General features: G+C 72.9%; 22 protein-coding genes. 10 read left to right on the top strand and 12 right to left on the bottom strand.

All coding sequences use genetic code 11. The features are described 5' to 3' along the window. The first annotated feature begins 88 nt into the window (after positions 1 to 88). Positions 89 to 811, top strand: a complete 723-nt coding sequence (gene phoU, locus ACL06G_RS16035) for a phosphate signaling complex protein PhoU (RefSeq protein WP_412786214.1) — start codon at positions 89 to 91, stop codon at positions 809 to 811. A 12-nt stretch (positions 812 to 823) separates the two neighbouring features. Here the strand turns inward: phoU and ACL06G_RS16030 are convergent, their stop codons facing one another. Both ACL06G_RS16030 and ACL06G_RS16025 read right to left on the bottom strand, forming a co-directional pair. After that, positions 824 to 1267: a PaaI family thioesterase gene (locus ACL06G_RS16030; RefSeq protein ID WP_412836208.1), complete on the bottom strand. Its 444-nt coding sequence runs from the start codon at positions 1265 to 1267 to the stop codon at positions 824 to 826. A gap of 133 nt (positions 1268 to 1400) precedes the next feature. Then, complete coding sequence (locus tag ACL06G_RS16025; RefSeq protein WP_412786216.1) at positions 1401 to 1793, bottom strand: DUF4440 domain-containing protein; 393 nt, start codon at positions 1791 to 1793, stop codon at positions 1401 to 1403. A gap of 382 nt (positions 1794 to 2175) precedes the next feature. On the opposite strand from ACL06G_RS16025, the gene ACL06G_RS16020 reads away from it, so the two are divergent. Continuing rightward, positions 2176 to 2802, top strand: a complete 627-nt coding sequence (locus tag ACL06G_RS16020) for a shikimate kinase (RefSeq protein ID WP_412836207.1) — start codon at positions 2176 to 2178, stop codon at positions 2800 to 2802. A 191-nt stretch (positions 2803 to 2993) separates the two neighbouring features. Here the strand turns inward: ACL06G_RS16020 and ACL06G_RS16015 are convergent, their stop codons facing one another. The 3 genes from ACL06G_RS16015 to mshA all read right to left on the bottom strand — a co-directional run bounded on the left by ACL06G_RS16015 (position 2994) and on the right by mshA (position 5717). Further along, positions 2994 to 3752: a phosphoglyceromutase gene (locus ACL06G_RS16015; protein WP_412786218.1), complete on the bottom strand. Its 759-nt coding sequence runs from the start codon at positions 3750 to 3752 to the stop codon at positions 2994 to 2996. 77 nt (positions 3753 to 3829) lie between these two features. After that, positions 3830 to 4342: a type III secretion system chaperone family protein gene (locus tag ACL06G_RS16010; protein ID WP_412786219.1), complete on the bottom strand. Its 513-nt coding sequence runs from the start codon at positions 4340 to 4342 to the stop codon at positions 3830 to 3832. Continuing rightward, positions 4335 to 5717: a D-inositol-3-phosphate glycosyltransferase gene (gene mshA / locus ACL06G_RS16005; protein ID WP_412836206.1), complete on the bottom strand. Its 1383-nt coding sequence runs from the start codon at positions 5715 to 5717 to the stop codon at positions 4335 to 4337. Before mshA ends, ACL06G_RS16010 begins: the two co-directional genes overlap by 8 nt. A gap of 181 nt (positions 5718 to 5898) precedes the next feature. On the opposite strand from mshA, the gene ACL06G_RS16000 reads away from it, so the two are divergent. After that, a complete protein-coding gene (locus ACL06G_RS16000; RefSeq protein ID WP_412786290.1) occupies positions 5899 to 6702 on the top strand; it encodes a class I SAM-dependent methyltransferase in 804 nt (267 codons plus the stop codon). Between the two features lie 71 nt (positions 6703 to 6773). On the opposite strand, the gene ACL06G_RS15995 is transcribed toward ACL06G_RS16000, so the two are convergent. The 5 genes from ACL06G_RS15995 to mshD form a co-directional block, all read right to left on the bottom strand. Further along, positions 6774 to 7808: a hypothetical protein gene (locus tag ACL06G_RS15995; protein ID WP_412786221.1), complete on the bottom strand. Its 1035-nt coding sequence runs from the start codon at positions 7806 to 7808 to the stop codon at positions 6774 to 6776. Positions 7809 to 7924: 116 nt separating this feature from the next. After that, a complete protein-coding gene (locus ACL06G_RS15990; protein ID WP_412836205.1) occupies positions 7925 to 8374 on the bottom strand; it encodes an NUDIX hydrolase in 450 nt (149 codons plus the stop codon). Continuing rightward, positions 8371 to 9660, bottom strand: coding sequence for a CHAD domain-containing protein (locus tag ACL06G_RS15985; RefSeq protein ID WP_412786223.1), 1290 nt, complete (start codon positions 9658 to 9660; stop codon positions 8371 to 8373). Before ACL06G_RS15985 ends, ACL06G_RS15990 begins: the two co-directional genes overlap by 4 nt. Before the next feature lie 189 nt (positions 9661 to 9849). Continuing rightward, the gene (locus ACL06G_RS15980; protein WP_412836204.1) at positions 9850 to 12285 is read right to left on the bottom strand and encodes an RNA degradosome polyphosphate kinase; all 2436 of its coding nucleotides are present in this window, start codon (positions 12283 to 12285) and stop codon (positions 9850 to 9852) included. Positions 12286 to 12459: 174 nt separating this feature from the next. After that, positions 12460 to 13356, bottom strand: a complete 897-nt coding sequence (gene mshD / locus ACL06G_RS15975) for a mycothiol synthase (protein WP_412836203.1) — start codon at positions 13354 to 13356, stop codon at positions 12460 to 12462. 147 nt (positions 13357 to 13503) lie between these two features. On the opposite strand from mshD, the gene ACL06G_RS15970 reads away from it, so the two are divergent. Beyond that, positions 13504 to 15327, top strand: a complete 1824-nt coding sequence (locus ACL06G_RS15970) for a bifunctional metallophosphatase/5'-nucleotidase (RefSeq protein ID WP_412786226.1) — start codon at positions 13504 to 13506, stop codon at positions 15325 to 15327. A gap of 114 nt (positions 15328 to 15441) precedes the next feature. Here ACL06G_RS15970 and ACL06G_RS15965 read toward each other — a convergent pair whose 3' ends face one another. Together ACL06G_RS15965 and ACL06G_RS15960 are read right to left on the bottom strand one after the other, a co-directional pair. Next, positions 15442 to 16467 carry a LacI family DNA-binding transcriptional regulator gene (locus ACL06G_RS15965; RefSeq protein WP_412786227.1) on the bottom strand — a complete coding sequence of 342 codons (1026 nt, stop codon included), beginning with the start codon at positions 16465 to 16467 and terminating at the stop codon, positions 15442 to 15444. 24 nt (positions 16468 to 16491) lie between these two features. Beyond that, entirely contained in the window at positions 16492 to 17313 is an 822-nt protein-coding gene (locus ACL06G_RS15960; protein ID WP_412786228.1) for a winged helix-turn-helix transcriptional regulator, read from the bottom strand. Between the two features lie 197 nt (positions 17314 to 17510). On the opposite strand from ACL06G_RS15960, the gene ACL06G_RS15955 reads away from it, so the two are divergent. The 6 genes from ACL06G_RS15955 to ACL06G_RS15930 all read left to right on the top strand — a co-directional run bounded on the left by ACL06G_RS15955 (position 17511) and on the right by ACL06G_RS15930 (position 22153). After that, positions 17511 to 18383 carry an alpha/beta hydrolase gene (locus tag ACL06G_RS15955; protein ID WP_412836202.1) on the top strand — a complete coding sequence of 291 codons (873 nt, stop codon included), beginning with the start codon at positions 17511 to 17513 and terminating at the stop codon, positions 18381 to 18383. A 127-nt stretch (positions 18384 to 18510) separates the two neighbouring features. After that, entirely contained in the window at positions 18511 to 18777 is a 267-nt protein-coding gene (locus ACL06G_RS15950) for a MoaD/ThiS family protein (RefSeq protein WP_412786230.1), read from the top strand. Then, on the top strand, positions 18774 to 19634 hold the full coding sequence (locus ACL06G_RS15945; RefSeq protein ID WP_412786231.1) for a hypothetical protein: 861 nt from the start codon (positions 18774 to 18776) through the stop codon (positions 19632 to 19634). Before ACL06G_RS15950 ends, ACL06G_RS15945 begins: the two co-directional genes overlap by 4 nt. A 135-nt stretch (positions 19635 to 19769) precedes the next feature. After that, positions 19770 to 20483: an LmeA family phospholipid-binding protein gene (locus ACL06G_RS15940; protein ID WP_412786232.1), complete on the top strand. Its 714-nt coding sequence runs from the start codon at positions 19770 to 19772 to the stop codon at positions 20481 to 20483. 502 nt (positions 20484 to 20985) lie between these two features. Then, positions 20986 to 21822 carry a sulfurtransferase gene (locus ACL06G_RS15935; protein ID WP_412786233.1) on the top strand — a complete coding sequence of 279 codons (837 nt, stop codon included), beginning with the start codon at positions 20986 to 20988 and terminating at the stop codon, positions 21820 to 21822. Positions 21823 to 21865: 43 nt separating this feature from the next. Then, positions 21866 to 22153, top strand: coding sequence for a DUF1416 domain-containing protein (locus ACL06G_RS15930; RefSeq protein ID WP_412836201.1), 288 nt, complete (start codon positions 21866 to 21868; stop codon positions 22151 to 22153). Positions 22154 to 22253: the final 100 nt, after the last annotated feature.

Below are 22253 nucleotides of genomic sequence, written 5' to 3'. Positions count from 1 at the left end.
GCGGGAACGTCGGAGGAACGCGACTCCGCCGACCGCTCACCACCTCACGGGTCACTGCCCGGACACGCCACGCGAGGAAGGACAACCCATGCGGGACGCGTACCACGAGGAGCTGGACTCGATCAGCGACAGCCTGGTCGAGATGGCACGGCTCTCCGGCTCCGCGATCGGGCGGGCCACGACGGCGATGCTCGACGCCGACCTCAAGCTCGCCGAGAGCGTGATCGCCGCCGACGAGAAGGTGGACGACCTCCAGCGGGACCTGGAGACCAAGGCCATCCAGCTCCTGGCCCGCCAGCAGCCGGTCGCCACCGATCTGCGGATCGTCGTGACCTCGCTGCGGATGAGCGCCGACCTGGAGCGTGCCGGCGACCTGGCGCAGCACGTGGCCAAGGTGGCACGGCTGCGCTTCCCGGACTCGCCGGTGCCGCGCGACCTGCAGGCCACCCTGCTGGAGATGGGGCAGCTCGCGCAGCGGCTGATCGCCAAGGCCGCAGAGGTCATCATCACCAAGGACGTCGACGCCGCACTCCAGCTGGAGCACGACGACGACAAGATGGACGACCTGCACCGCACGCTCTTCCAGCACCTGATGGACGACAGGTGGAAGCACGGCATCGAGACCGCCGTCGACGTGACCCTGCTGGGCCGCTACTACGAGCGGTTCGCCGATCATGCGGTGTCGGTCGCCCGTCGCGTGGTCTACCTGGTCACCGGCGACTACGCGGACGAGCTCCCCGAGGACGGATCGGTCCTTCCCGCAGGTCCCGCGCCCGGAACCGACGCCGCGAGTCCCGCGACCGACTCCTGACGGAGGAGCGGCTCAGTCCACGCGGATCAGCGTCTGCTGGCCCGACGCCACGAGCTTCCGCCGCTCCTCCTGGACGGCCAGGACCTCCAGGCGGCAGACGGTCAGCGTGCGTCCGGGGCGCAGCACCGTCCCGATCGCCTCGATGCGGTCGCCGACGGCGGGGGCCAGCAGGTTGATCTTGTACTCGACGGAGAGCACCGAGGTGTCCTCGGGGAAGAGCGTGAAGGCCGCGTAGCCACCCGCGCTGTCGGCGACGGCGCTGGTGGCGCCCGCGTGGAAGTAGCCGTGCTGCTGGGTCACCTCGGGCCTGGCCGGCAGCTCGATGTGGACCCGGCCCGGTCCGATGTGCGTGAGGCGCGCCCCGAGATGGGCCATGAGGCCCTGGTTGTCGAAGCTCTTCCGGATCCGTGCCTGGATCTCGGGGCTCGCCTGCTCGTGCTGCGTCGCGTCTTCCACTGACTCTCCTGGCGGCGTGGCCGTCGCGGGCCGGTCGGGCGGGTGGTGGACGGCAGCAGTACAGCAGGTCCGTGACGCCGTTCCTCCCGCGGGTCCTGCGGGAGGAACGGACGCTCCGATGCCGGGGCGGCGGTCAGCGGCAGGTGGGAGTCCCCTGGTTGTGGAACATCTGCCAGCGGCCCTCTTCCGTCCGCCGCCACAGTGAGGTGCGGTGCGAGCGTCGGCCGTCGATCGACGCGGTGTACTTCAGCATCACCAGGCCGTCGGCCAGCAGTTCGCCGCGCATCCGCTCCACCCGGATGGGCTCGCCGTCGGGGTCGGTGTACGCGGCCACCCGCTCCGCGGTGCCGTCGAACCGGAGCTCGCCTCCCGAGGCGCCGAACTCGTGGAAGTCGGGGGCGAGGAAGTCGCGCAGCCGATCGGGATCGGCACGGCAGGCGGGCGACAGCGTCTCGTGCTCGGCGGCCATCGCCTCGGCCACCTGGGGATCCACCTCATCCGCGCTGTACCTGCGGGGCGTCGTCATGGCGCCCCTGCCTAGCACCCCGCCGAGCGGAACGCACCCGAAATCCGCGCCTGTCGGCCGGTCGGGAGGAGGCACGCCCTCCCGAGCATCCTGCGGCCCGGTACCGGAGGACAGCCCCCTACCCACGGCGAAACCGCCGGTAGGAGGCTCCTTCGCGTCCCGCTACTTCTTCTTCCCCTGGTTCTTGCCGGTGATCTCCGGGACGTGCGTTTCCGCCGGCCCGAGCGCTGCTGAGCGCGGTTCGGCATGCCGTCATTGGTCGTCGTTGGTCACCCGCGAGCACCCTCGCACGGCCCACAGACGGCCCGGCACTGAACCTCGGGTCGCCCAGCCCGCGCTCCTCCGACCTGGCTGGAAGGCCCCAACTTTGGAGACGGAGTAGGTGGAAGCAGGTGATGATCACGACATGACAGCTGAGCCGCTGCTTGTTCTTATAGGACCCGCCGCAACGGGAAAGACCACGCTCGGTCGCGGAGTCGCTGCCGCGCTGGGGTGTTCCTTTGTGGACCTCGACGTCGTCGGCGACTCCTACTATGCCGAGGTGGGTTGGAGTATCGCGCGCGTAGTGGAGCGCGTCGGCATCGTGGGGCGGTTGGCCGCTGAACGAGAGTGGGAGCACGCTAGGGCGCACGCCGTCCAGCGGGTGATCGAAGATCATCCGAGAACAGTGATCGCGCTTGGTGCAGGACACACCAGCTTCACGAACAGGGATCACGCAGCTCGCGCGCGCGTTGCGCTAGGACGTTGTCCTTCCGTCCATATGGTGCTCCCCTCAAGTGACCGCGATGAGGCCTTGGCCGTTCTGCGCAAGCGGGCGATCTCTTCCAAGGGCACCGACTGGACCGTTGACGGGCATGATTTTCTCGCCGAGTGGCTCGACGATCGAGTGAGCCATGCGATGGCTACGCGAACCGTCTACACGGCAGGCGAGACGCCGCAGCAGAGCATCGCGGCGATCACGAGCCTTGTCGAAGGCAGGAAGGGCATATCGGCTCGCGCCGATCTGTGAGGTCGGTGGAGCGGCTTTGGGCAGGAGCTGCCATGGGGCGAGAGATCCGGGGGCCCGTAAGCTTGTCGCGACTCGGGCAGCGCCTAGCCTGACGGCCGGCGTACGCCCTGACGGCCCAGGGACGGCCCAGGCGCACAAGGAAACCCCCTACCGGTGGGAAAACCGCTGGTAGGGGGCTTCTTCGGGACTGGCTACTTCTTCCCCTGGTTCTTCACGGCCTCGATGGCCGCCTTCGCGGCGTCCGGGTCGAGGTAGGTGCCGCCGGGCTTCACCGGGCGGAAGTCGGCGTCCAGCTCGTAGCCGAGCGGGATGCCGGTGGGGATGTTGAGACCGGCGATGTCGCTGTCGGAGATGCCGTCCAGGTGCTTGACCAGGGCGCGCAGCGAGTTGCCGTGGGCGGCGACGAGCACCGTCCGGCCGGCGAGCAGGTCGGGGATGATGCCGTCGTACCAGTAGGGCATCATCCGGCCGACGACGTCCTTGAGGCACTCCGTCCGGGGCCGCAGTTCACCGGGGATGTCGGCGTACCGCGGGTCGCCGCTCTGCGAGAACTCGGCACCGTCGGCGAGCTCCGGCGGCGGGGTGTCGTAGGAGCGGCGCCACAGCATGAACTGCTCCTCGCCGAACTCGGCGAGGGTCTGCGCCTTGTCCTTGCCCTGCAGCGCCCCGTAGTGCCGCTCGTTCAGCCGCCAGCTGCGGTGGACGGGGATCCAGTGCCGGTCGGCTGCTTCCAGGGCGAGGTTGGCCGTGCGGATGGCCCGCTTCTGCAGCGAGGTGTGCACGACGTCGGGGAGCAGGCCCGCGTCCGCCAGCAGCTCCCCGCCGCGGACGGCCTCCTTCTCGCCCTTCTCCGTCAGGTTGACGTCCACCCAGCCGGTGAACAGGTTCTTCGCGTTCCACTCGCTCTCGCCGTGGCGGAGCAGGATCAGCTTGTACGGTGCGTCGGCCATGGCTCCGAGACTAGACGAACCCGGGCGGTGCGCCGTGGCGCGGTCCGCGGGCCGGAACGGTGCCGGGGCCGGTGGTGTCAGGAGCGGTCGTCGCCGTCCCCGGTGAGGTGGGAGAACGCCTCCAGGTTGCGGGTGGACTCGCCGCGCGAGGTGCGCCAGGCGTACTCCTTGCGGATCGCGCTCGCGAAGCCCATCTCCAGCAGGGTGTTGAACGAGCCGTCGGCGTTCTCCAGGACCGTGCCGAGCAGCCGGTCGATCTCCTCGGGCGTCACGGCGGACAGCGGCAGTCGTCCCACGAGGTAGATGTCGCCGAGGTGGTCGACGGCGTAGCCCACGCCGTAGAGGCGGGTGTTGCGTTCCAGGAGCCAGCGGTGGATCCGGGCCTGGTTCTCGTCGGGTCGCCGCACGACGAAGGCGTTCACGGAGAGGGAGTGGCGTCCCACGACCAGCGAGCAGGTCGTGGAGAGCTTGCGGGCGCCGGGCAGGGTCACGACGAAGGTGCCCTCGGACGGGTTCTCCCAGTCGAGTTCGGCGTCGCGGAGCGCCTGCTCCAGGACGGCGGCGGGTGACGTGGGCGTCTGCTCAGCCATGCAGTGATCGTAGGTGACGGCGGCTGCCGTGCAGGGCGGCGGTGTAGAGGTCGGCGGTCGCGGCCGCCGCGACGTCCCAGCCGAAGTCCTCGGCGTGCGCGGCCGCCGCGGCGCCCATGCGCGCCCCCAGGGTCTCGTCGTCGACGAAGCGCCGCAGTGCCCGCGCGTAGTCCGCGGGGTCGTGGCCGTCGACGAGGAATCCCGTCTCCCCGTCGCGCACCGCCACGGGCAGGCCGCCCACCGACGCGGCGACGACCGGGGTGCCGCAGGCCTGTGCCTCCACGGCGACCAGGCCGAAGGACTCGCTGTACGAGGGCATCACCAGGACGCTCGCCGCCCGGTACCAGTCGGCGAGTTCCTGCTGCCCGACCGGCGGGCGGAACCGGACGAGGTCGGCGATGCCGAGGCGGGCCGCGAGCTTCTGCAGCCGCTCCGGCTTGGCGAGCCCGCTGCCGCTGGGGCCGCCGACCACGGGTACGACCAGGCGGGAGCGGAGCGAGGGGTCGTCCTCGACGAGCCGGGCCGCGGCGTGCAGCAGGACGTCGGGGGCCTTGAGCGGCTGTATCCGGCCCGCGAACAGCGGGACCACCGCGTGCTGCGGCAGTCCGAGGCGGGCCCGTGCGGCGGCGCGCCCGTCGGCCGGCCGGAAGGTGCCGAGGTTGACGCCGGGGTGCACCACCGAGGTCCGGGCGGGGTCCGCGTCGTAGTGGTGCACCAGGGCGTGGGCCTCGTCGGCGGTGTTGCCGATGAGCCGGTCGGCGGCGCGGACGATCTGCTGCTCGCCGATCACGCGGGCCTGCGGTTCGGGGGTGTCTCCCGCGGCCAGCGCCGCGTTCTTGACCTTCGCCATGGTGTGCATGGTGTGCACCAGCGGGACGCCCCAGCGCTGGGCGGCGAGCCAGCCGACGTGGCCGGAGAGCCAGTAGTGGGAGTGGACCAGGTCGTAGTGCCCGGGGCGGTGTCCCGCCCACGCCTGCATCACGCCGTGCGTGAAGGCGCACAGTTGCGCCGGCAGGTCCTCCTTGGCGAGCCCCTCGTACGGTCCGGCGTCCACGTGGCGCACCAGGACCCCCGGCGCGAGTTCGACCGTGGGCTCCAGATCGCCGGTGGTGGCGCGGGTGAAGATCTCGACCTCGATGCCCGTGGCGGCGAGCTGCCGCGCGAGTTCGACGATGTAGACGTTCATGCCCCCGGCATCGCCGGTGCCGGGCTGGTGGAGGGGCGAGGTGTGCACGCTGAGCATCGCCACCCGGCGCGGCCTGCCGTGCATGCGCCTGCGCGGGGACGGCAGGACGGCGGCCGGCAGGGAGTGCGCGGCGCCGGGCACCCGGGGGCGGCCTCGGAGGCCGCCGAGCCGGGGCAGGTGCTGGCTCACGTCGTGTGCCCTCCTCCGGTGGTCTGCGACCCGCTTCAACGCCGCGAGGACGCGCTGCCATTTCGACTTTGCCGAAACTTGACGCCCGGTGTGGTGCGGCTCACCTCGCCCCGGGGCGCCGGGATCCCGGAGGCGTCGCAGCGGGGCCCGCCGGCACTAGGCTCGGGGCATGGTCGACCGCATGGCTCCTCGTCCCGTCGGGACGGTGACGCGCGGCACCACGAACCCGAACCGGCTGCGCCGCATGGACCGCTGGATCGCGTACGCCCTCGAGCCCGCGCTGCGCCGCGCGACCGCGGCACCGCTGGCCGTCGATCTGGGTTACGGCGCCGCGCCCTGGACGGCGATGGAGCTGCTGGTCCGGCTCCACCGGGTACGACGCGATCTGCGCGTGGTCGGATTGGAGATCGACCCGGCGCGGGTGGTTTCGGCGCAGGCGTACACCCGGCAGGGGCTGTCCTTCCGGCGGGGCGGGTTCGAGATCCCGCTCGACCGCCGGCCGCAGGTGATCCGCGCCGCGAACGTGCTGCGGCAGTACGCGGAGCACGAGGTGCCGCAGGCGTGGGACCGGCTGCGGGCGCGGCTGGCTCCGGACGGGCTGCTGGTGGAAGGCACCTGCGACGAGATCGGACGCCGTCACGTGTGGGTCGCCCTGGGGCCGGAAGGTCCCCGCACCGTGACGTTCGCGGCCCGGCTCGGCTCCCTGCACGCTCCGACCGACCTGGCGGAGCGGCTGCCGAAGGCACTCATCCACCGCAACGTGCCCGGTGAGCCGGTGCACGCCTTCCTGCGCGACTTCGACCGCGCCTGGGCGTCCGCGGCCCCGTACGGTGCGCTGGGCGCGCGGCAGCGCTGGCTGCGCGCGGTGCAGGCGCTCGCGGTCGACTGGCCGCTCCTGGACGGTCCCCGCCGCTGGCGGCAGGGAGAGGTCACCGTGCGGTGGCACGCCGTCGCGCCGCGCGGCGGGGCGCTGAGCGGCGCCTGACCGCCGGGGCACTTCGGGTCCTTCGACGGCCGGGCGGGCCGGCCGGCCTGCGGTTCACCGGTGGAGCGGAGTCACCAGGTGAAGCGGAGATCCGAGCAGTCACGACGCCGGACCTCGTCCCGCGCGAACGCCGTGAGCAGTGCACGCTGCGTGGTGGCGTCGATCCTGCCGGGAAGACGCTCGCGCAGGTTCAGCGCGAAGTTGGCGTCCTGCCCGTCGCAGCGCGCGAAACCCGTCATACCGAGCCGCTCGTTCCCTACGGAAACCAGCTCGGTGCTCCAATCGCCGTACCAGGCGAGGAGCGTGACCTTGTCCTCCGGACCGCTCGTGCGTCCCTCCGGGACAAGCAGGCTGCAACGCGTATAGGGCACCTGTGCGTCGGAGAAGAAGGAGGCCCGCCACGCCGTGTTGTCGGGAAGATCCGCACCCGCGAGCGAGCCGCACGGCGGTGCGGCTGTCAGTTCGTCCAGCGGCACGGTCGTCGACCGGTCCGCGTCGAGAAGGCTCGCGGGCAGGTCGTGCGCCTCGGGAACCTCGAGAGACTCGGCACCGCATCCCAGCTTCTCCGAGGCAGCGTTGGCGAACGTCACTGCGGCTTCGTACACAGCCGGGGCCGGTGCCGGACCGTCCGCCTCCATGCTCAGCCCGAACCGGACCACAAGTGTCTGCTGCCGCCCGTCGGCGTCCTCGCCGAGATCGGGACACGGCACCAGGAAGTGCATGTCGAGGAACTGGTCCAGAAATCCGGGCAGTCCACCGGCGAGCGGAACCGGCGCGGAATACCTGCCGTCCGAGAAGAGAAGGTCGAACTCCTGCTCCCGGTCCTCCACCCGGGTCGAGGCCGCAGCAGTGAGGAACTTCTCGGCACGACGCCGCGACTCCACCCGGAGTGTGCACCTGTACCAGTCGGGCTGCCCGCCCTGCTCCCACTCGTCGTCCGCCAGGTGGGCGTCCTCGGGCGCCAACTGCCGGACGGCGTCGGGCGGCAGGGAACCGTCGCAGGCGTCCCGGAGCACCCACCAGTCCTGCGCGTACGGTTGGCCGATCCAGCCGCCCAGCCCCACGCACACCGCCGCCGCGATGGCTGCCTTCACCCATCGACGCATCGTCGCCCCCGTTTCGCCCGTTCCCGGCCCTTGTCGCTCCGCCGTGCCCACCCTCGGACCCGGCCCGGACGACCCTACTGGCCGTCGACGCGGCGCCGCAGCCGCCTCGTCGGTCGTCAGGCGGCCCCGGTCCGCCCCGGCGCGATGGCGGTGAGCAGGGCGTCCACCAGGGGACGGTCGTCCTCCCGGGTCAGGCGCTGCTTCGCCGCCGGGGGCGGCAGCCACAGCAGCCGGTCGACCTCGCGGTTCGGCGTGAAAGTGCCGTCCGTGGCCCGGGCCGCCCAGTAGCGGACCTCCTTCGGGTGTTCCGCCACGCGGTACCACGAGGTCGGCAGGCTGGGCCCGGGCAGGCAGTGCATCCCGGTCTCCTCCCGCACCTCGCGCACCGCGCACTCCAGGGCGGTCTCGCCTGCTTCGAGCTTCCCCTTCGGGTGGGACCAGTCGTCGTACTTGGGCCGGTGGACCAGGGCGATCTCGACGCCGCCCGCCGGGAGGGGACGCCACAGCACGCAGCCGGCCGCCCGCACCGTCCGCTGCGGCGCCGGGACCTCCCGGTCCGCCGTCACCGTGCGCTCCTGCGATGCGGACGGTGAGGCGCTTCCAGGGCCGTCCACCGGCGGCCGAAGGCGTACCGGGCGGCTTCGACCTCGTGCCGCTGATCGGCGTGCAGCACGCCCAGCGCGTACGCGGTGGCGGGGGCGATGCGCGGGGTGCGGGCGGCGGCTGCGGCGGCGGCCGCCGCCTCGGCGGCGTCGTGGTGGCGGTCCAGTTCCCGGCAGGCGGCCGCGGCGGGCTCCGTCCAGGCGTCGTCGGACCCGCCGAGCAGGAGTTCCCGGGCGTAGCGGTGCAGGCGCATCAGTTGCCGGACGTTCGCCCAGGCGGTGTCGCCGTGCGCGTCGGCGGACAGCGAGCGGTCGAGGGCCTCCGCATGGAACGGGTGCTCCGACCGGGCCAGGGGCAGCGAGTCCACGGCGTCCTGGAGCCGCCGTTGCGCCTGCACGGCGCAGGACCGGACCTGCCCGTCGGTGGCGCTGGCCCGGGCGCGCCCGGACGCGGCCACCGGGGGCTGGGAGGCGAGCACCGCAGCCTCGTCCGCCACGGCGTGGAAGCGGGAGGAGCCGAGGGCCCGCAGCGCGGCCGAGTGGGCGCGGGTGCGGGACAGGGTGAGCTGCCTGTCCAGCAGGGCGCCCGCACGGGCGACCCCGGGCGGCAGGGTGTCCTGACGGCCCGGGCCGGTCCGCGTCGCCGCGGCGGGGCCCGGTTGTCCGGTGGCGGTGCCGTCGGCGGCGAGCCGCTGCAGGGCGCTCCGCAGCCGTTCGAGTCGTGCGGCGTAGGTGTGTTCGCGCGCCAGGGTGCCCGAGAGCCACCCCAGTTCGGTGCGGAGGTGTTCGGCCCACTGCGGGTCGAGCAGCGGCCGGAAGGTCTGGAGCGTCGCGCCGATCCGCCGGGCGGAGCCGCGGAGTTGCCGTACGGCTTCCGCCGCGTCCGTCACGGGGTCGGCGGTGCCGGCGCTGTCCCGTTGCGCGCGCAGGCTGCGCAGGAAGGCGGCGGCCTGGGTCTGGAGGTATGCGGTGAGCGGATCGTCCGTTTGCGCGGGGGTGTGGAGGGTGTCGCCGTGCTCCCGTGCGGTCGGGGTGCCGTCCGCCTGCGGTGCCGCGACGGCCCGTGGTGTGCGGCGGTTCCCGGCCGCCTCGTCGCCGGAGGCCCTGCCTGCCGCGGCGGCCACGAGGCCGCGGCGCTCTCCCGTGTCCGTGCTCCCGCCGCCGGGGGCGCGGGTTCCGGGCACGGTTCCGTGCCGGAGCTCCGTGGCCCGGGTCTCCTCCGCCGTACGGCGCCGCCCACCCGTCGTCACTGTGTCTCCTCCCCCTCGGGGTTCCGCTCCCGCTGCTCGCCCCCCGCCGGGCCCGGCCCGGCGCACGCCCGGTCCCGCCCGTGCCTGCCCCGGGCCGCGGTGCGGGCTCCGGGGGGCCGCGCCCCGCCGCGCGCGTGCGCCGCGGGGCGCCCCGGGTGGTGCGGCCTCGGGGGCGAGGGTGGCGGGCGGTCAGCTCGTGGGGCCACGTCGGCGCCTCCGGGCGTCGATCAGCGTTTCCTGAAGGTTCCGCAGCGGCTTTCCGTCCGCGTCGTGGGCGACGCGCGTCCAGTCGCCGTCGGAGCCGAGCCGCCAGGAGGCGGTGGTGTCGGACATCCCGGTCTCCAGCAGCCGGTCCAGGGAGGCCCGGTGGCCGGGATCGGTGACCCGTACCAGGGCCTCGATGCGGCGGTCGAGGTTGCGGTGCATCATGTCGGCGCTGCCGATCCACACCTCGGTCTCTCCGCCGCCGTTGAACGCGAAGACGCGGGAGTGTTCGAGGAAGCGTCCCAGCACGCTGCGCACCCGGATGTGGTCGCTGAGGCCGGGGACGCCGGGACGCAGGGCGCAGATGCCGCGTACCCAGACGTCCACCGGGACGCCGGCCTGGGACGCCCGGTAGAGAGCGTCGATCACGGTCTCGTCGACCATCGAGTTGACCTTGATCCGGATGCCGGCGGGCTGTCCGGCGCGGTGGTGGCTGATCTCGCGGTGGATGCGGGAGACGAGCCCGTCGCGGAGGGACAGCGGTGCCACGAGCAGCCGCCGGTAGGTGGCCCGGCGGGAGTAGCCGCTGAGACGGTTGAACAGGTCGGACAGGTCCGCGCCGACCTGCTGGTCGGCGGTGAGCAGGCCGAGGTCTTCGTAGAGCCGCGCGGTCTTGGGGTGGTAGTTGCCCGTGCCGACGTGCGCGTAGCGGCGCAGCATGTCGCCCTCCTGGCGCACCACGAGGGACAGCTTGCAGTGGGTCTTCAGCCCGACGAGGCCGTAGACGACGTGGCAGCCCGCCTCCTCCAGTTTCCGGGCCCACTTGATGTTGGCCTGCTCGTCGAACCGGGCCTTCAACTCGACGAGGACGAGCACCTGTTTGCCGGATTCGGCCGCGTCGATGAGCGCGTCCACGATCGGGGAGTCGCCGGAGGTGCGGTACAGGGTCTGTTTGATCGCGAGGACGTCCGGGTCGGCCGCCGCCTGCTCCAGGAACGCCTGCACGGAGGTGGAGAACGAGTCGTAGGGGTGGTGCAGCAGCACGTCGCGTTCGCGCAGCGCCGCGAAGATGTCGGGGGCCGAGGCGGACTCGACCTCCGCCAGGTCGCGGTGGGTGCCGGCCACGTACTTGGGGTAGCGCAGGTCGGGGCGCTCCAGGCCGGCCGCGACGCCGGACAGGCCGGTGAGGTCGAGCGGGCCGGGGAGCGGGTAGACCTCGGCCTCGCCGACCTTCAGTTCCCGCACGAGCAGGTCGAGGACGTAGGGGTCGATGGACTCCTCGACCTCGAGCCGCACGGGCGGCCCGAAGCGGCGCCGCATGAGTTCCTTCTCGAGCGCCTGCAGCAGGTTCTCCGCGTCGTCCTCCTCGACCTCCAGGTCCTCGTTCCGCGTCACCCGGAACATGTGGTGGCCGAGCACCTCCATGCCGGGGAACAGCTCCTCGAGGTGTGCGGCGATCACGTCCTCCAGCGGCACGAAGCGCTGCGGCGAGGCCTCGAGGAAGCGCGAGAGCAACGGCGGGACCTTCACGCGAGCGAAGTGGTTGTGTCCGCTGACCGGGTTGCGGACGACGACCGCCAGGTTCAGCGAGAGCCCGGAGATGTACGGGAAGGGGTGGGCGGGGTCGACGGCGAGCGGTGTCAGCACCGGATAGATCTGCTGCCGGAAGAGCGTGAACAGGCGTGCCTGCTCCTTCTCGGTGAGTTCGGTCCAGCGGACCAGGTGCAGCCCCTCCTCGGCGAGGGCGGGGGCGACGTCCTGCTGGAAGCAGGCGGCGTGGCGGGCCATGAGCTCGCGGGACCGCGTCCATATGCCCTCGAGCACCTCGCGGGGCTGCAGCCCCGAGGCGCTGCGGGTGGCGACACCGGTCGCGATGCGGCGCTTGAGGCCGGCGACGCGGACCATGAAGAACTCGTCGAGGTTGCCCGCGAAGATCGCCAGGAAGTTGGCACGCTCCAGCAGCGGCGTCGAGGGGTCCTCGGCGAGTTCGAGGACCCGTTCGTTGAAGGCGAGCCAGCTGCGCTCCCGGTCCAGGAAGCGGTCCGCGGGCAGGTCCGGGGCCTCGGTGTCGGGGCCGTGCCCGGGTTCGTAGCTGTCCGGGTCGGAGTCGAGGTCGGGGTCCAGCTGCGGGTGGGAGCCGGCGACGGCGTTCGGGCGGTGCGCGGCGATCGACCCCACGGAGGGCTGGCGGCCGGGCGCGCCGTTCCGCTGTCCGGACGCCTGCTGCGGCGGGGAGGCGGGGGCGGACGTCTCCGTCCGCAGGTCGGCGACGGCCGTGCGTGCGGCGGAGGACCCGGAGGCGGCTGGCTCACTCATGCCCCCATTGTTCCGCGACATCGCCTTTCCGGGCAGGTCGGTCGCCGCTGACCTGCCGGTGGGGCGGTCAAGCGGCGTCTGCCGGGAACGGGGGGCGGGGCGCATTCCGCGAGATTCCCAGAGGTGCGTGAATCGCGGGTGAAGCGCGGGTGGCGCGGCGGCGTCGCCGCTCCCACTCCTCGCTCTCGTGGCCGGGGGGCCGTCCGCACCGGAACGCGACACCCCTCCACCATTCGCACTCGCGAACAATGGAGGGGCGGGTGGCGTGGGGTGGGGCGCTCAGGACTCCGTGCGGTACATCAGGTCGGTCTCGTGGGTGCGGAAGCCCAACCTCTCGTACACCGCGACGGCCGGCAGGTTGTCGGCGTCGACGTAGAGCATCGCGGTCTCCAGGCCCCTGTCGCGGGCCAGGTGCCGCAGTCCGCACTGCGTCAGCGCACGACCGAGGCCGGACCCCTGCGCCTCCGGCGCGACGCCGAGCACATACACCTCGCCGAGCTGCTCGGCGCTGTGGACCTTCGTCCAGTGGAAGCCGACCAGCCGCCCGTCCCGTTCCGCCAGGAAGAAGCCGTGCGGGTCGAACCACGGCTGCTGCTTGCGGTCGTCCAGGTCGCGCTGCGTCAGCGCGCCCTGCTCCGGGTGGTGGGCGAACGCGGCGGCGTTGAGGGCGAGCCAGGCCGCGTCGTCGGCCCCGGGCTCGAAGGTGCGCACCGTCACCCCGGTGGGGTAGCGCGGTTCTTCCGGGGCGAGTTCGGAGAGCGGGCACCGCATCTGCCGCAGTTCGCGGAACAGGGTCAGCCCCAGGATCTGCGCGAGGTGCCGCGCCGCGGGGTGGCCGCCGTGCGCCCACAGGCGCAGCCGCTTGCCGGAGGTGTCCAGCAGGGCCTGCCCGAGTTTCCGCCCGTACCCGCGTCCGCGGTGGCTCGGATGCACGACGAGCTCTCCCGCGGGCGCCTCGACCGGGTCGACGTCCTCGAGTTGGGCGTATCCCACCAACACCCCCTCGTGCCGGAGGAGAAGATGCCGCACTCCTTCGCGGGGTCCCCCCGTCAGCTGGAGCCGGCCCTGCTCCGACACCGCCGGCTGGCCGTCGGCGGCGGCCGCCGCGTCGATCAGATCCTGCACCTCCCGTACGACTTCGGCCGAAACCTCGTCCACAACCACCACGTCGCTCATGGACAGAGAGCCTAAGTCACACCGCCCGGTCACCTGCGCGTTCCCTGCCGACGCCAAGTCGTCACCGTCCGGCACGCTGACACGCAACGTGCACCGACCGTACGCTTCAGCGGCCTTCCCATCATCCGCAGAGGGGGATCACACTCGATGGCCGGGAAACTCCACTTCGGCTCGCGCCGCAGACGCACCACGGCTGCGAGCGCCGCGCTGGCCGTGGCGGCCGGACTGGTCGCCGCCGCGCTGCCCGCATACGCCGGTACGGGCGCGGACGGTTCGCGCCACCAGAGCACGCACCACCACTCCGGGCGCACGGTCGACGTGCAGTTGCTCTCCTTCAACGACTTCCACGGCAACCTGGAGCCGCCGCAGGGCTCTTCCGGCCGGGTGACCGAGCAGCATCCGGACGGCAGCACCGAGGAGGTCGACGCCGGCGGCGTCGAGTACCTCGCCTCCAGCCTGCGGGACGCCCGCAGGGGTCACCGGTACTCGGTCACGGCCGCCGCGGGCGACCTCGTCGGGGCGAGCCCCCTGATGTCCGGCCTGTTCCACGACGAGCCGACCGTCGAGGCGATGAACGCCCTGGACCTGGACGTGACCTCGGTGGGCAACCACGAGTTCGACGAGGGCATCGACGAGCTGCGGCGCCTCCACGACGGGGGCTGCCACCCCGAGGACGGCTGCTATGTCGACGGCCGCACCTACGGCGGCGCCGACTTCCCGTACCTCGCCGCGAACGTCACGGACGAGGACACCGGTAAGCCGGTGCTCCAGCCCTACACGATCTGGAAGCACCGCGGTGTCCGCATCGGCTTCGTCGGAGTGACCCTCGAGGGCACCCCGGACATCGTCTCCGCCGAGGGCGTGAAGGGCCTGGAGTTCCACGACGAGGTCGAGACGATCGACAAGTACGCCGCGCAGTTGAAGCGCCGGGGCGTCAACGCGGTCGTCGCGCTGGTCCACGAGGGCGGCTACCCGTCCGGCGAGGCGTACAACTACGACTGCGACAGCCCGGGCCCCGGCGACGGCATCTCGGGGCCGGTCGTCGACATCGCGCGGCACACCAGCCCGATGGTGGACGCGCTGGTCACCGGCCACACCCACGAGGCCTACGCCTGCACGATCCCCGACCCGAACGGCACGCCGCGGACCGTCACTTCGGCCGCCTCCTACGGTCGGCTGTTCACCGAGACGACGCTGACGTACGACCGCGCCACCAAGGACATCGTCCGGCCCGGCGTCGAGACCGGCAACCACGTGGTGAGCCGGGAGCAGCCGAAGGCCGCCGACCTCACGCGGCTCGTGGACCGCTGGGGCGAGCTCGCCGCGCCCGTGGCGAACGCGCCGATCGGCTGGATCTCCGAGGACGTCCCGGGCCGCGGCGCCGGAACCCTCGAATCACCGCTCGGCGACCTCATCGCCGACGCCCAGTTCGCGCACGCGGCCGAGGTCGACCCCGACGCCGACCTCGCGCTCATGAACCCCGGCGGCATCCGCTCCGACCTGGTGCACGCCGCGTCGGGCAGCGAGGGCGACGGGGTCGTGACGTACGCGGAGGGCTTCACCGTCCAGCCGTTCTCCAACACGGTGAACCTGGTCGATCTGACCGGCGACCAGCTGCTGCAGGTGCTGCGCGAGCAGGTCGGCGGGGCCAACGCCGAGTCCCCGAAGGTGCTCCAGGTCTCCGACGGCTTCACCTACACCCTGGACATGACCCGTTCGGGCGCCGACCGCGTGGTCGCCGACTCCGTGCGGCTGAACGGTGAACCGCTGGACCCGGACGCCACGTACCGCGTCGCGGTGAACAGCTTCCTCGCGGGCGGCGGCGACGGCTTCGCCACCCTGGCGGAGGGCACCGACCCGTACGTCGGGGGCAACGACCTCGACGTGCTGGAGGCCTACCTGACGGCGCGCTCCTCGGCGAGCGACCCGCTCGGGGCTCCGGCCGCCGACCGCATCACGGTCGTCGAGTGATCCGCTGAACGCACGGACGGACGCCTCGTCCCGGCACGGCCGGCGGCGGGGCGTCCGCGCTTCCGGCCGCGGCCGGCGCGGGGCTCCGGCGGTGGGCGGACGACGGCCGGCCGGTCAGCCGCCGCAGCCGCAGGAGCGGCGGACGACCAGGCCGGAGGGGAACTGCCGGACGCGTTCACGCCGGGAGCCGAGCACCCGCAGGCCGTCGTCCAGCACGAGGTCCACCGCCGCCCGGGCCATCGCCACCCGGTCCGAGGACACCGTGGTCAACGGCGGGTCGGACAGCGCGGCTTCCTTCACGTCGTCGAAGCCGGCCACCGCGAGATCGCGGGGTACCTCGATACCCAGTTCGCGTGCCGCACGCAGCACTCCGAACGCCTGGTCGTCGGTCGCGCAGAACACGGCGGGCGGCCGGTCCGGCCCGCGCAGCAGGTCCAGCGCGAGCCGGTAGGTGTCGTACCGGTTGTAGGGCGCCTTGACGAGCCGCCCGTCGACGGAACGCCCCGCCTCGCGCATGGCCCGGCTCCAGCCCTCGACGTGGTCCGTGACCGGGTCGCCGCTCTCCGGCGTCGAGTCGATCCCGCCGAGGCAGACGACGTGGTCGTGGCCGTGTTCGAGCAGGTGCCGGGTGGCGAGTTGGGCGCCGCCCACGTCGTCCAGCACCACGGCGACGTCGTCGATCGCCTCGGGGCGGCGGTGCAGCAGCACCACGCGGGCGTCCCAGGCGTCGATCTCCGACGCCGCGCGCTCGGAGGGTCCGGAGCTGATGAGGATGAGCCCGGAGACCCGCATCCCGAGGAAGGCCCGCAGATAGTGGACCTCGCGGTCGTCCAGATAGTCGGAATTGCCGACCAGGACCATCTTCTCGCGTTCGACGGCCGCCTGTTCCACGGCGTGCGCCATCTCCGCGAAGAAGGGCTGCCGCGCGTCGGGAACGACGAGCCCTATGAGGTCGGTGCGCCGGGAGGCCATCGCCTGCGCGACCCGGTCGGGCCGGTAGCCCAGTTCCTTGATCGCGGACAGCACGCGTTCCTTGGTGGCCGAGGCCACGGGACGGGGCCCGTTGTTGATCACATAGCTGACCACCGCGGTCGACGTACCCGCCAGTCTTGCCACATCGTCCCGCGTCACCTTGGCCACGGCGGTCAGTCTACGTGCGACGCCTCAGCCCTCGGACGGCCGTGCCCCGGTGCGACGCACGTCACCGCCGGACGCCGCCTCACCGGCCGCGCTCCTGGCGACCTGCTCCGCCGCGTCCGTCACCGACTTCGCCTCGGCCTCGGCCTTCTTCTCCGCCGCGGACTTCTCCCCCTTGGCCGGGACGACGAAGCGGTAGCCGACGTTCCGCACGGTGCCGATGAGCGACTCGTGCTCGGGCCCGAGCTTCGCGCGCAGCCGCCGCACGTGGACGTCCACGGTCCTGGTGCCGCCGAAGTAGTCGTACCCCCACACCTCCTGCAGCAGCTGGGCGCGGGTGAACACCCGCCCCGGGTGCTGCGCGAGGTACTTCAGAAGTTCGAACTCCTTGAAGGTCAGGTCGAGCACGCGGCCCTTGATCTTCGCGCTGTATGTCGCCTCGTCGACGGTGAGGTCGCCGCTGCGGATCTCCGGGGGCGCCTCGTCCGCGGCGGCGGCGCTGCTGCGGCCGGTCGCCAGCCGCAGCCGGGCCTCGACCTCCGCGGGCCCCGCGCTGTCGAGGAGAACGTCGTCCACGCCCCAGTCGGCCGTCACGGCCGCCAGACCGCCCTCGGTGACGACGAGGAGGACGGGGGAGGTCGTTCCGGTGGAGCGCAGCAGCCGGCACAGGGACTTCGTCTGCGGCAGGTCGCGGCGGCCGTCGACGAGGATCACGTCGGCGCCCGGGGTGTCGACGAGCGCGGGACCCTCCGCCGGTGCGACGCGCACGCCGTGCATCAGCAGCCCCAGCGCCGGGAGGACCTCGTCCGAGGGCTGCAGGGCGTTGGTGAGGAGCAGCAGGGAACTCATCGCGCGGACACCTCCCGTCGGCCGGGGGGCGGAGGGGTGCCGGTTCCGTCTCGCTTGCCCATGACGTCGAATTCCTTCCTTCGGTCCCGGTGGGGCCTGGGGAACTGTGGTGTCGTACGTCGTCGTACGGCTGCCGGAAAGCGCGAAAGGACCCGGGGGCGACGCTGCCCGAGTCCTCTGCCAGCAGAATAGCCCACATGCACGGCAGAACGGAGTGCGAGACCGCTCGACCCGGTGACCTCGTCGTCACGGAGAGCATCGGTGGGCGTGTGTGGACGTCCTCGTCCGGTGACCGTGTACCCCTTCGCGGGGTTCTCCGAACGGCGGACGGGGTGGCGATCGAGGCGGCGTACCGTCCGCCGCCCCGCGGCGGGGCCGACGCCCCGGTGCTCGTGGTCGCCCACGGCTTCAGCGGCGCCCTGGACCGGCCGGCACTTGCCGGCGCGGCGGAGGTGTTCGGTGCCCGGGCGGCCGTGGTCACCTTCTCCTTCCGCGGCCACGGGAGGTCCGGGGGACGGTCGACGGTGGGCGACCGGGAGGTCCTCGACCTGGCGGCGGCGGTGCGCTGGGCCCGCGCGCAGGGGCACCGGCGGGTGGCGACCGTGGGCTTCTCCCTGGGCGGCTCCGTGGCGCTGCGGCACGCGGCGCTGTTCGGCACCGCCCTGGGCAGCCCGCGGGAGGGGACGGATGCGGTGGTCGCCGTCAGCGCCCCTGCACGGTGGTACTACCGGGGCACGGCCCCCATGCGGCGACTGCACTGGGCCGTGCAGCGTCCCCTCGGGCGTGCGGTCACCCGCTGGGGCCTGCGTACCCGGGTGGATGCGGCCGGCTGGGCCGCTCCGCCGCTCTCCCCGACACAGGCGGCACCGCGGATCGCGCCGACGCCGCTGCTCGTGGTGCACGGCGACCGGGACACCTACTTCCCGCTGGACCATCCGAGGAGCGTGGTGGCCGCTGCGGACGCCTCCTGCACCCGGCTGTGGATCGAGGGCGGCTTCGGGCACGCGGAGAACGCTGCGCCGCCGGAGCTGCTGGATCGCGTCGCGCGCTGGGCGGTGAGCCGGATCTGACGGGAGCGGTCCCGCCGGGACCGGCGGACACACCGTGGACGGCAGGGGTGCGGCACGGCGCCGCGGCAGCGGGCGCGATGATGGAGGGGCACCGACACCAGACCCGCCGGCGAGAGGGACGAGCACGATGGCGAGCGGCACCATCCGCTACTGGGCGGCGGCCAAGGCCGCCGTCGGCCGGGCCGAGGAACCGTACGAGGCCGCGACGCTCGCGGAGGCGCTCGACGGCGCCCGGCACCGGCACGGAACGAACGCGGAGTTCGCCCGGGTCCTGGGGCGGTGCTCCTTCCTCGTGGACGGCACCGCCGTCGGGCGCCGCACGCACGACGCGGTGGAGCTGACCGAGGGCGGCACCGTCGAGGTGCTCCCGCCGTTCGCGGGCGGCGCGCAGTGACGGCGGCACGTCCGGACCACCCGGCGCCCGGGCCGCTGCCGCCGGAGCGCACCGCGCCCGCTGCGGCGCCGCCCGGGAGTCCCGCACCGCAGGACCGTGCGGCCGACCCGCTGATCCCTCCCGGCCCGCTGCCGGCGCTCGCCGGGGCGGCCCTCGCGGGGCTGCTGGCCGGGACGGCTGTCCTGCCGCTGCCGGTCTTCGTCTGCGCGGTGGTGGTGCTGCAAGGGCTGACCGCCGCGGGATGGTTCCGCCTGAACGGCATGTGGCCCGCCCGTCAGGGCATCGCACTGGCCTTCCTGGCAGGGGTCGCGGCGGACGTCGCGATGCTCGCGGTGGACGAGGACGACGCGATGACCGCCGTGGTCGGGACGTTCGGGGTCTGGGCCCTGTTGAACCTCGTCCTCCACCTGCGCAACCGGTCCGCTCCCGAGGAACGGCTGTACGCGCTGACCGCCGCGCTCACCGCCACGGCCCTGACCGTCACGGTCTGCGGGTGGCTCGCAGCGGCTGCCGCGGGAGGTCCGGGCGGAGCCGCGACGGGCTCCGTGGTCGTCGGCGCCGCGGCCGTCGCCGCCGCGGTGCTGCTGCGCGCGGCGCCGCTGCCGTCCGTCGTGTCCCTCGCGCTGTCCGCGCTCGCTGCCGCGGGCGCCGGGCACCTCGCCTCCCTGGCGACGGGCTTTCCGGCTCACGGCGAGGGGGCGCTGCTCGGTGCCGCGGCGGGGCTCTGCGCGCTGACGGGGCTGCGCGTCGCGAGCTACGACTTCCCCTCCCGTTTCGTGCACATGACGGCCGGGGTGGCGCTCCCCGCGGCCCTCGCCGCGCCCGCGGTGTACGGCCTGGGGCACCTGCTGGGCTGAGGCACCGCCCGGAGCGGGGCGCTCCCGGCCGTGTACCGGAAATGTCACACCTGGCCCGTGGGGGTTCCGCTCGCCCCTCGCCCGCCGGGCGGCGGGGTTAGGCTCGCGGCAGCCGAACACCTGGGGGAATCCCGCATGCGTGCCCTACGTCGCACCCTCGTCGTCCTGCTCGTGCTGGCCGGACTCTTCGTCGCCGCGGACCGGATCGCGCTGCACCTGGCCGAGAGCCGGGCCGCCGACCGGATCGAGAACGCCAGGGGCGTCGCCTCGACCGACTCGACCTCGGTCGACATCCGCGGCTTCCCCTTCCTGACCCAGGTGGCGGGCAAGAACCTGGACCGGGTCGACGTGGAACTGACCGGCATGACCACGGCCTCCGCCGACCGGCGGATCACGGTCTCGCGGATGGCGGCGACGCTGCGGGACGTCCGCCTGGGCGACGACTACGGGTCCGCGGTCGCGCGGGACGCCACGGGCACGGCGGAGATCTCGTACGCGGACCTGAACGCGATCGCACCGGACGGCATCGAGGTGTCCTACGCCGGCAAGGAACGGGCGCGGAAGAACCAGGTGCGGATCACGGCGAGCATCGAGGTTCTGGGGCGGCGGCTGGAGTTCCCCGAGCCGATCTACAGCACGGTGCGCGTCCTCGGCGACGACCGGCTGGAGCTGCGCGCCGACGTGGTGCCGGGCGCCTCGATCCCCGGAGCGGAGGCGCAGGTGCGGCAGCGGGTCGACTTCGGCAGGGGCGTCGACGGCCTGCCGTCCGGACTGGCCCTGGAGAAGGCGGAGGCGACGAAGGGCGGTCTCCGCTTCACCGTCACCGGCACGGACGTCCCGCTGGGCTGAGGCCGCGGACCCGCCGCCACGCCGGGAAGGGGTTCACCCGTCCGTGTCACCCACCCGCTCCCGACACGCGAGACGGTTCCGCTCGTCGATCGGACGTCGCCCCCGGTGAGAGCCCGCCCCGCGCGCGCCCCGGAGCACCGCGGCCCCCTGCCGCGATCACCATGCGGACGAGAACGTCTCACATGACGGATTCACGGTGACAGCGCCCTCCCTCCCTCCGTACGATCGGGCCCATGAAGCGACAGGCGGATCTCACCAAGCGACGGGCAGTGGACTTCTGCCGCGTCGCCGCCATGCTCTGTCGCGCAGCCGCCTGACGGCCGCTCCGGCACTTTTCCGCGCCGGCAGGACGCCCGTCGTCGCCCCTCTCCTCGCACTCCCCGGCGGGCCCCCGTGTGCCCGCTCGCGCCGCGGCGCCGGAGTGCGGCAGCCCGCCGTGTGCGCAGAGCGCCGCGCACACCGGACATCCACCGGCACCACCTGCCTTCCTCAAGGAGATCCCATGAGCCGCAGTGACGTCCTGGTCGACGCCGACTGGGTCGAGGCCCACCTCGACGACCCGAAGGTCGTCCTCGTCGAGGTCGACGAAGACACCTCGGCGTACGAGAAGAACCACATCCGCAACGCGATCCGCATCGACTGGAAGCAGGACCTGCAGGACCCGGTGCGGCGCGACTTCGTCGACCAGACCGGCTTCGAGACCCTGCTGTCCGAGAAGGGCATCGCCAACGACGACACCGTCGTGCTCTACGGCGGCAACAACAACTGGTTCGCCGCATACGCGTACTGGTACTTCAAGCTCTACGGCCACCAGGACGTGAAGCTCCTGGACGGCGGCCGCAAGAAGTGGGAGCTGGACTCCCGCGACCTGGTGACGGAGGTGCCGGAGCGCGCGCGCACCGAGTACACCGCGCAGCCGCAGGACACCGCGATCCGCGCGTTCCGCGACGAGGTCGTCGACGCCATCGGCACGAAGAACCTGGTGGACGTCCGCTCCCCCGACGAGTTCAGCGGCAAGCTGCTGGCCCCCGCCCACCTGCCGCAGGAGCAGTCCCAGCGCCCCGGCCACGTGCCGACCGCGCGCAACATCCCGTGGTCCAAGTCGGCGAACGACGACGGCACCTTCAAGTCCGACGAGGCGCTGAAGGAGCTCTACGAGGGCGAGGGCGTGGACCTGGGCAAGGACACCATCGCCTACTGCCGCATCGGCGAGCGTTCCGCCCACACCTGGTTCGTGCTGCACGAGCTCCTCGGCCAGGAGAACGTCAAGAACTACGACGGCTCGTGGACCGAGTACGGCTCGCTCGTCGGCGTGCCGGTCGAGGTCGGCGCCAACTGAACCCGCCGGGACACGTCCCGACCCCACTTCAGAAGGAAGCAGCATGTGCGGAGCACAGGCGGGCGGCCCGGATGCCGCCACCATCAAGCCCGGTGAGACGACGATCCAGGGCAGCATCACCAAGGACGGCGAGCCGGTGACCGGCTACGTCCGCCTCCTGGACAGCACCGGCGAGTTCACGGCAGAGGTCCCCACCTCCGCCACCGGCCAGTTCCGCTTCTACGCGGCGGAAGGCACCTGGACGCTGCGGGCCCTGGTGCCCGGCGCCAGCGCCGACCGCACGGTCGTCGCCCAGCAGGGCGGGCTGGCGGAGGTCGCCATCTCCGTCTGACACGCCCCGGTCCGCCCCCGGACCGCCGGCGAACCGGCTGAGGGCCGCACCCCTCGGGTTGGACACCCGGGTGCGGCCCTCACGCCGTTCCGGCACGGGA

The organism is Streptomyces callyspongiae, assembly GCF_047200695.1.
In the GTDB taxonomy this organism is placed as follows: domain Bacteria; phylum Actinomycetota; class Actinomycetes; order Streptomycetales; family Streptomycetaceae; genus Streptomyces.
This window is presented reverse-complemented; position numbering and strand designations above follow the sequence as displayed.

Coding starts and splice junctions, on each gene's coding strand:
- phoU (WP_412786214.1), top strand. CDS start 89: ATGCGGGACGCGTACCACGAGGAGCTGGACTCGATCAGCGACAGCCTG.
- ACL06G_RS16025 (WP_412786216.1), bottom strand. CDS start 1,793: ATGACGACGCCCCGCAGGTACAGCGCGGATGAGGTGGATCCCCAGGTG.
- ACL06G_RS16015 (WP_412786218.1), bottom strand. CDS start 3,752: ATGGCCGACGCACCGTACAAGCTGATCCTGCTCCGCCACGGCGAGAGC.
- ACL06G_RS16010 (WP_412786219.1), bottom strand. CDS start 4,342: ATGGCTGAGCAGACGCCCACGTCACCCGCCGCCGTCCTGGAGCAGGCG.
- ACL06G_RS16000 (WP_412786290.1), top strand. CDS start 5,899: ATGGCTCCTCGTCCCGTCGGGACGGTGACGCGCGGCACCACGAACCCG.
- ACL06G_RS15995 (WP_412786221.1), bottom strand. CDS start 7,808: ATGCGTCGATGGGTGAAGGCAGCCATCGCGGCGGCGGTGTGCGTGGGG.
- ACL06G_RS15980 (WP_412836204.1), bottom strand. CDS start 12,285: ATGCGCCCCGCCCCCCGTTCCCGGCAGACGCCGCTTGACCGCCCCACC.
- mshD (WP_412836203.1), bottom strand. CDS start 13,356: ATGAGCGACGTGGTGGTTGTGGACGAGGTTTCGGCCGAAGTCGTACGG.
- ACL06G_RS15970 (WP_412786226.1), top strand. CDS start 13,504: ATGGCCGGGAAACTCCACTTCGGCTCGCGCCGCAGACGCACCACGGCT.
- ACL06G_RS15960 (WP_412786228.1), bottom strand. CDS start 17,313: ATGAGTTCCCTGCTGCTCCTCACCAACGCCCTGCAGCCCTCGGACGAG.
- ACL06G_RS15955 (WP_412836202.1), top strand. CDS start 17,511: ATGCACGGCAGAACGGAGTGCGAGACCGCTCGACCCGGTGACCTCGTC.
- ACL06G_RS15950 (WP_412786230.1), top strand. CDS start 18,511: ATGGCGAGCGGCACCATCCGCTACTGGGCGGCGGCCAAGGCCGCCGTC.
- ACL06G_RS15940 (WP_412786232.1), top strand. CDS start 19,770: ATGCGTGCCCTACGTCGCACCCTCGTCGTCCTGCTCGTGCTGGCCGGA.
- ACL06G_RS15935 (WP_412786233.1), top strand. CDS start 20,986: ATGAGCCGCAGTGACGTCCTGGTCGACGCCGACTGGGTCGAGGCCCAC.
- ACL06G_RS15930 (WP_412836201.1), top strand. CDS start 21,866: ATGTGCGGAGCACAGGCGGGCGGCCCGGATGCCGCCACCATCAAGCCC.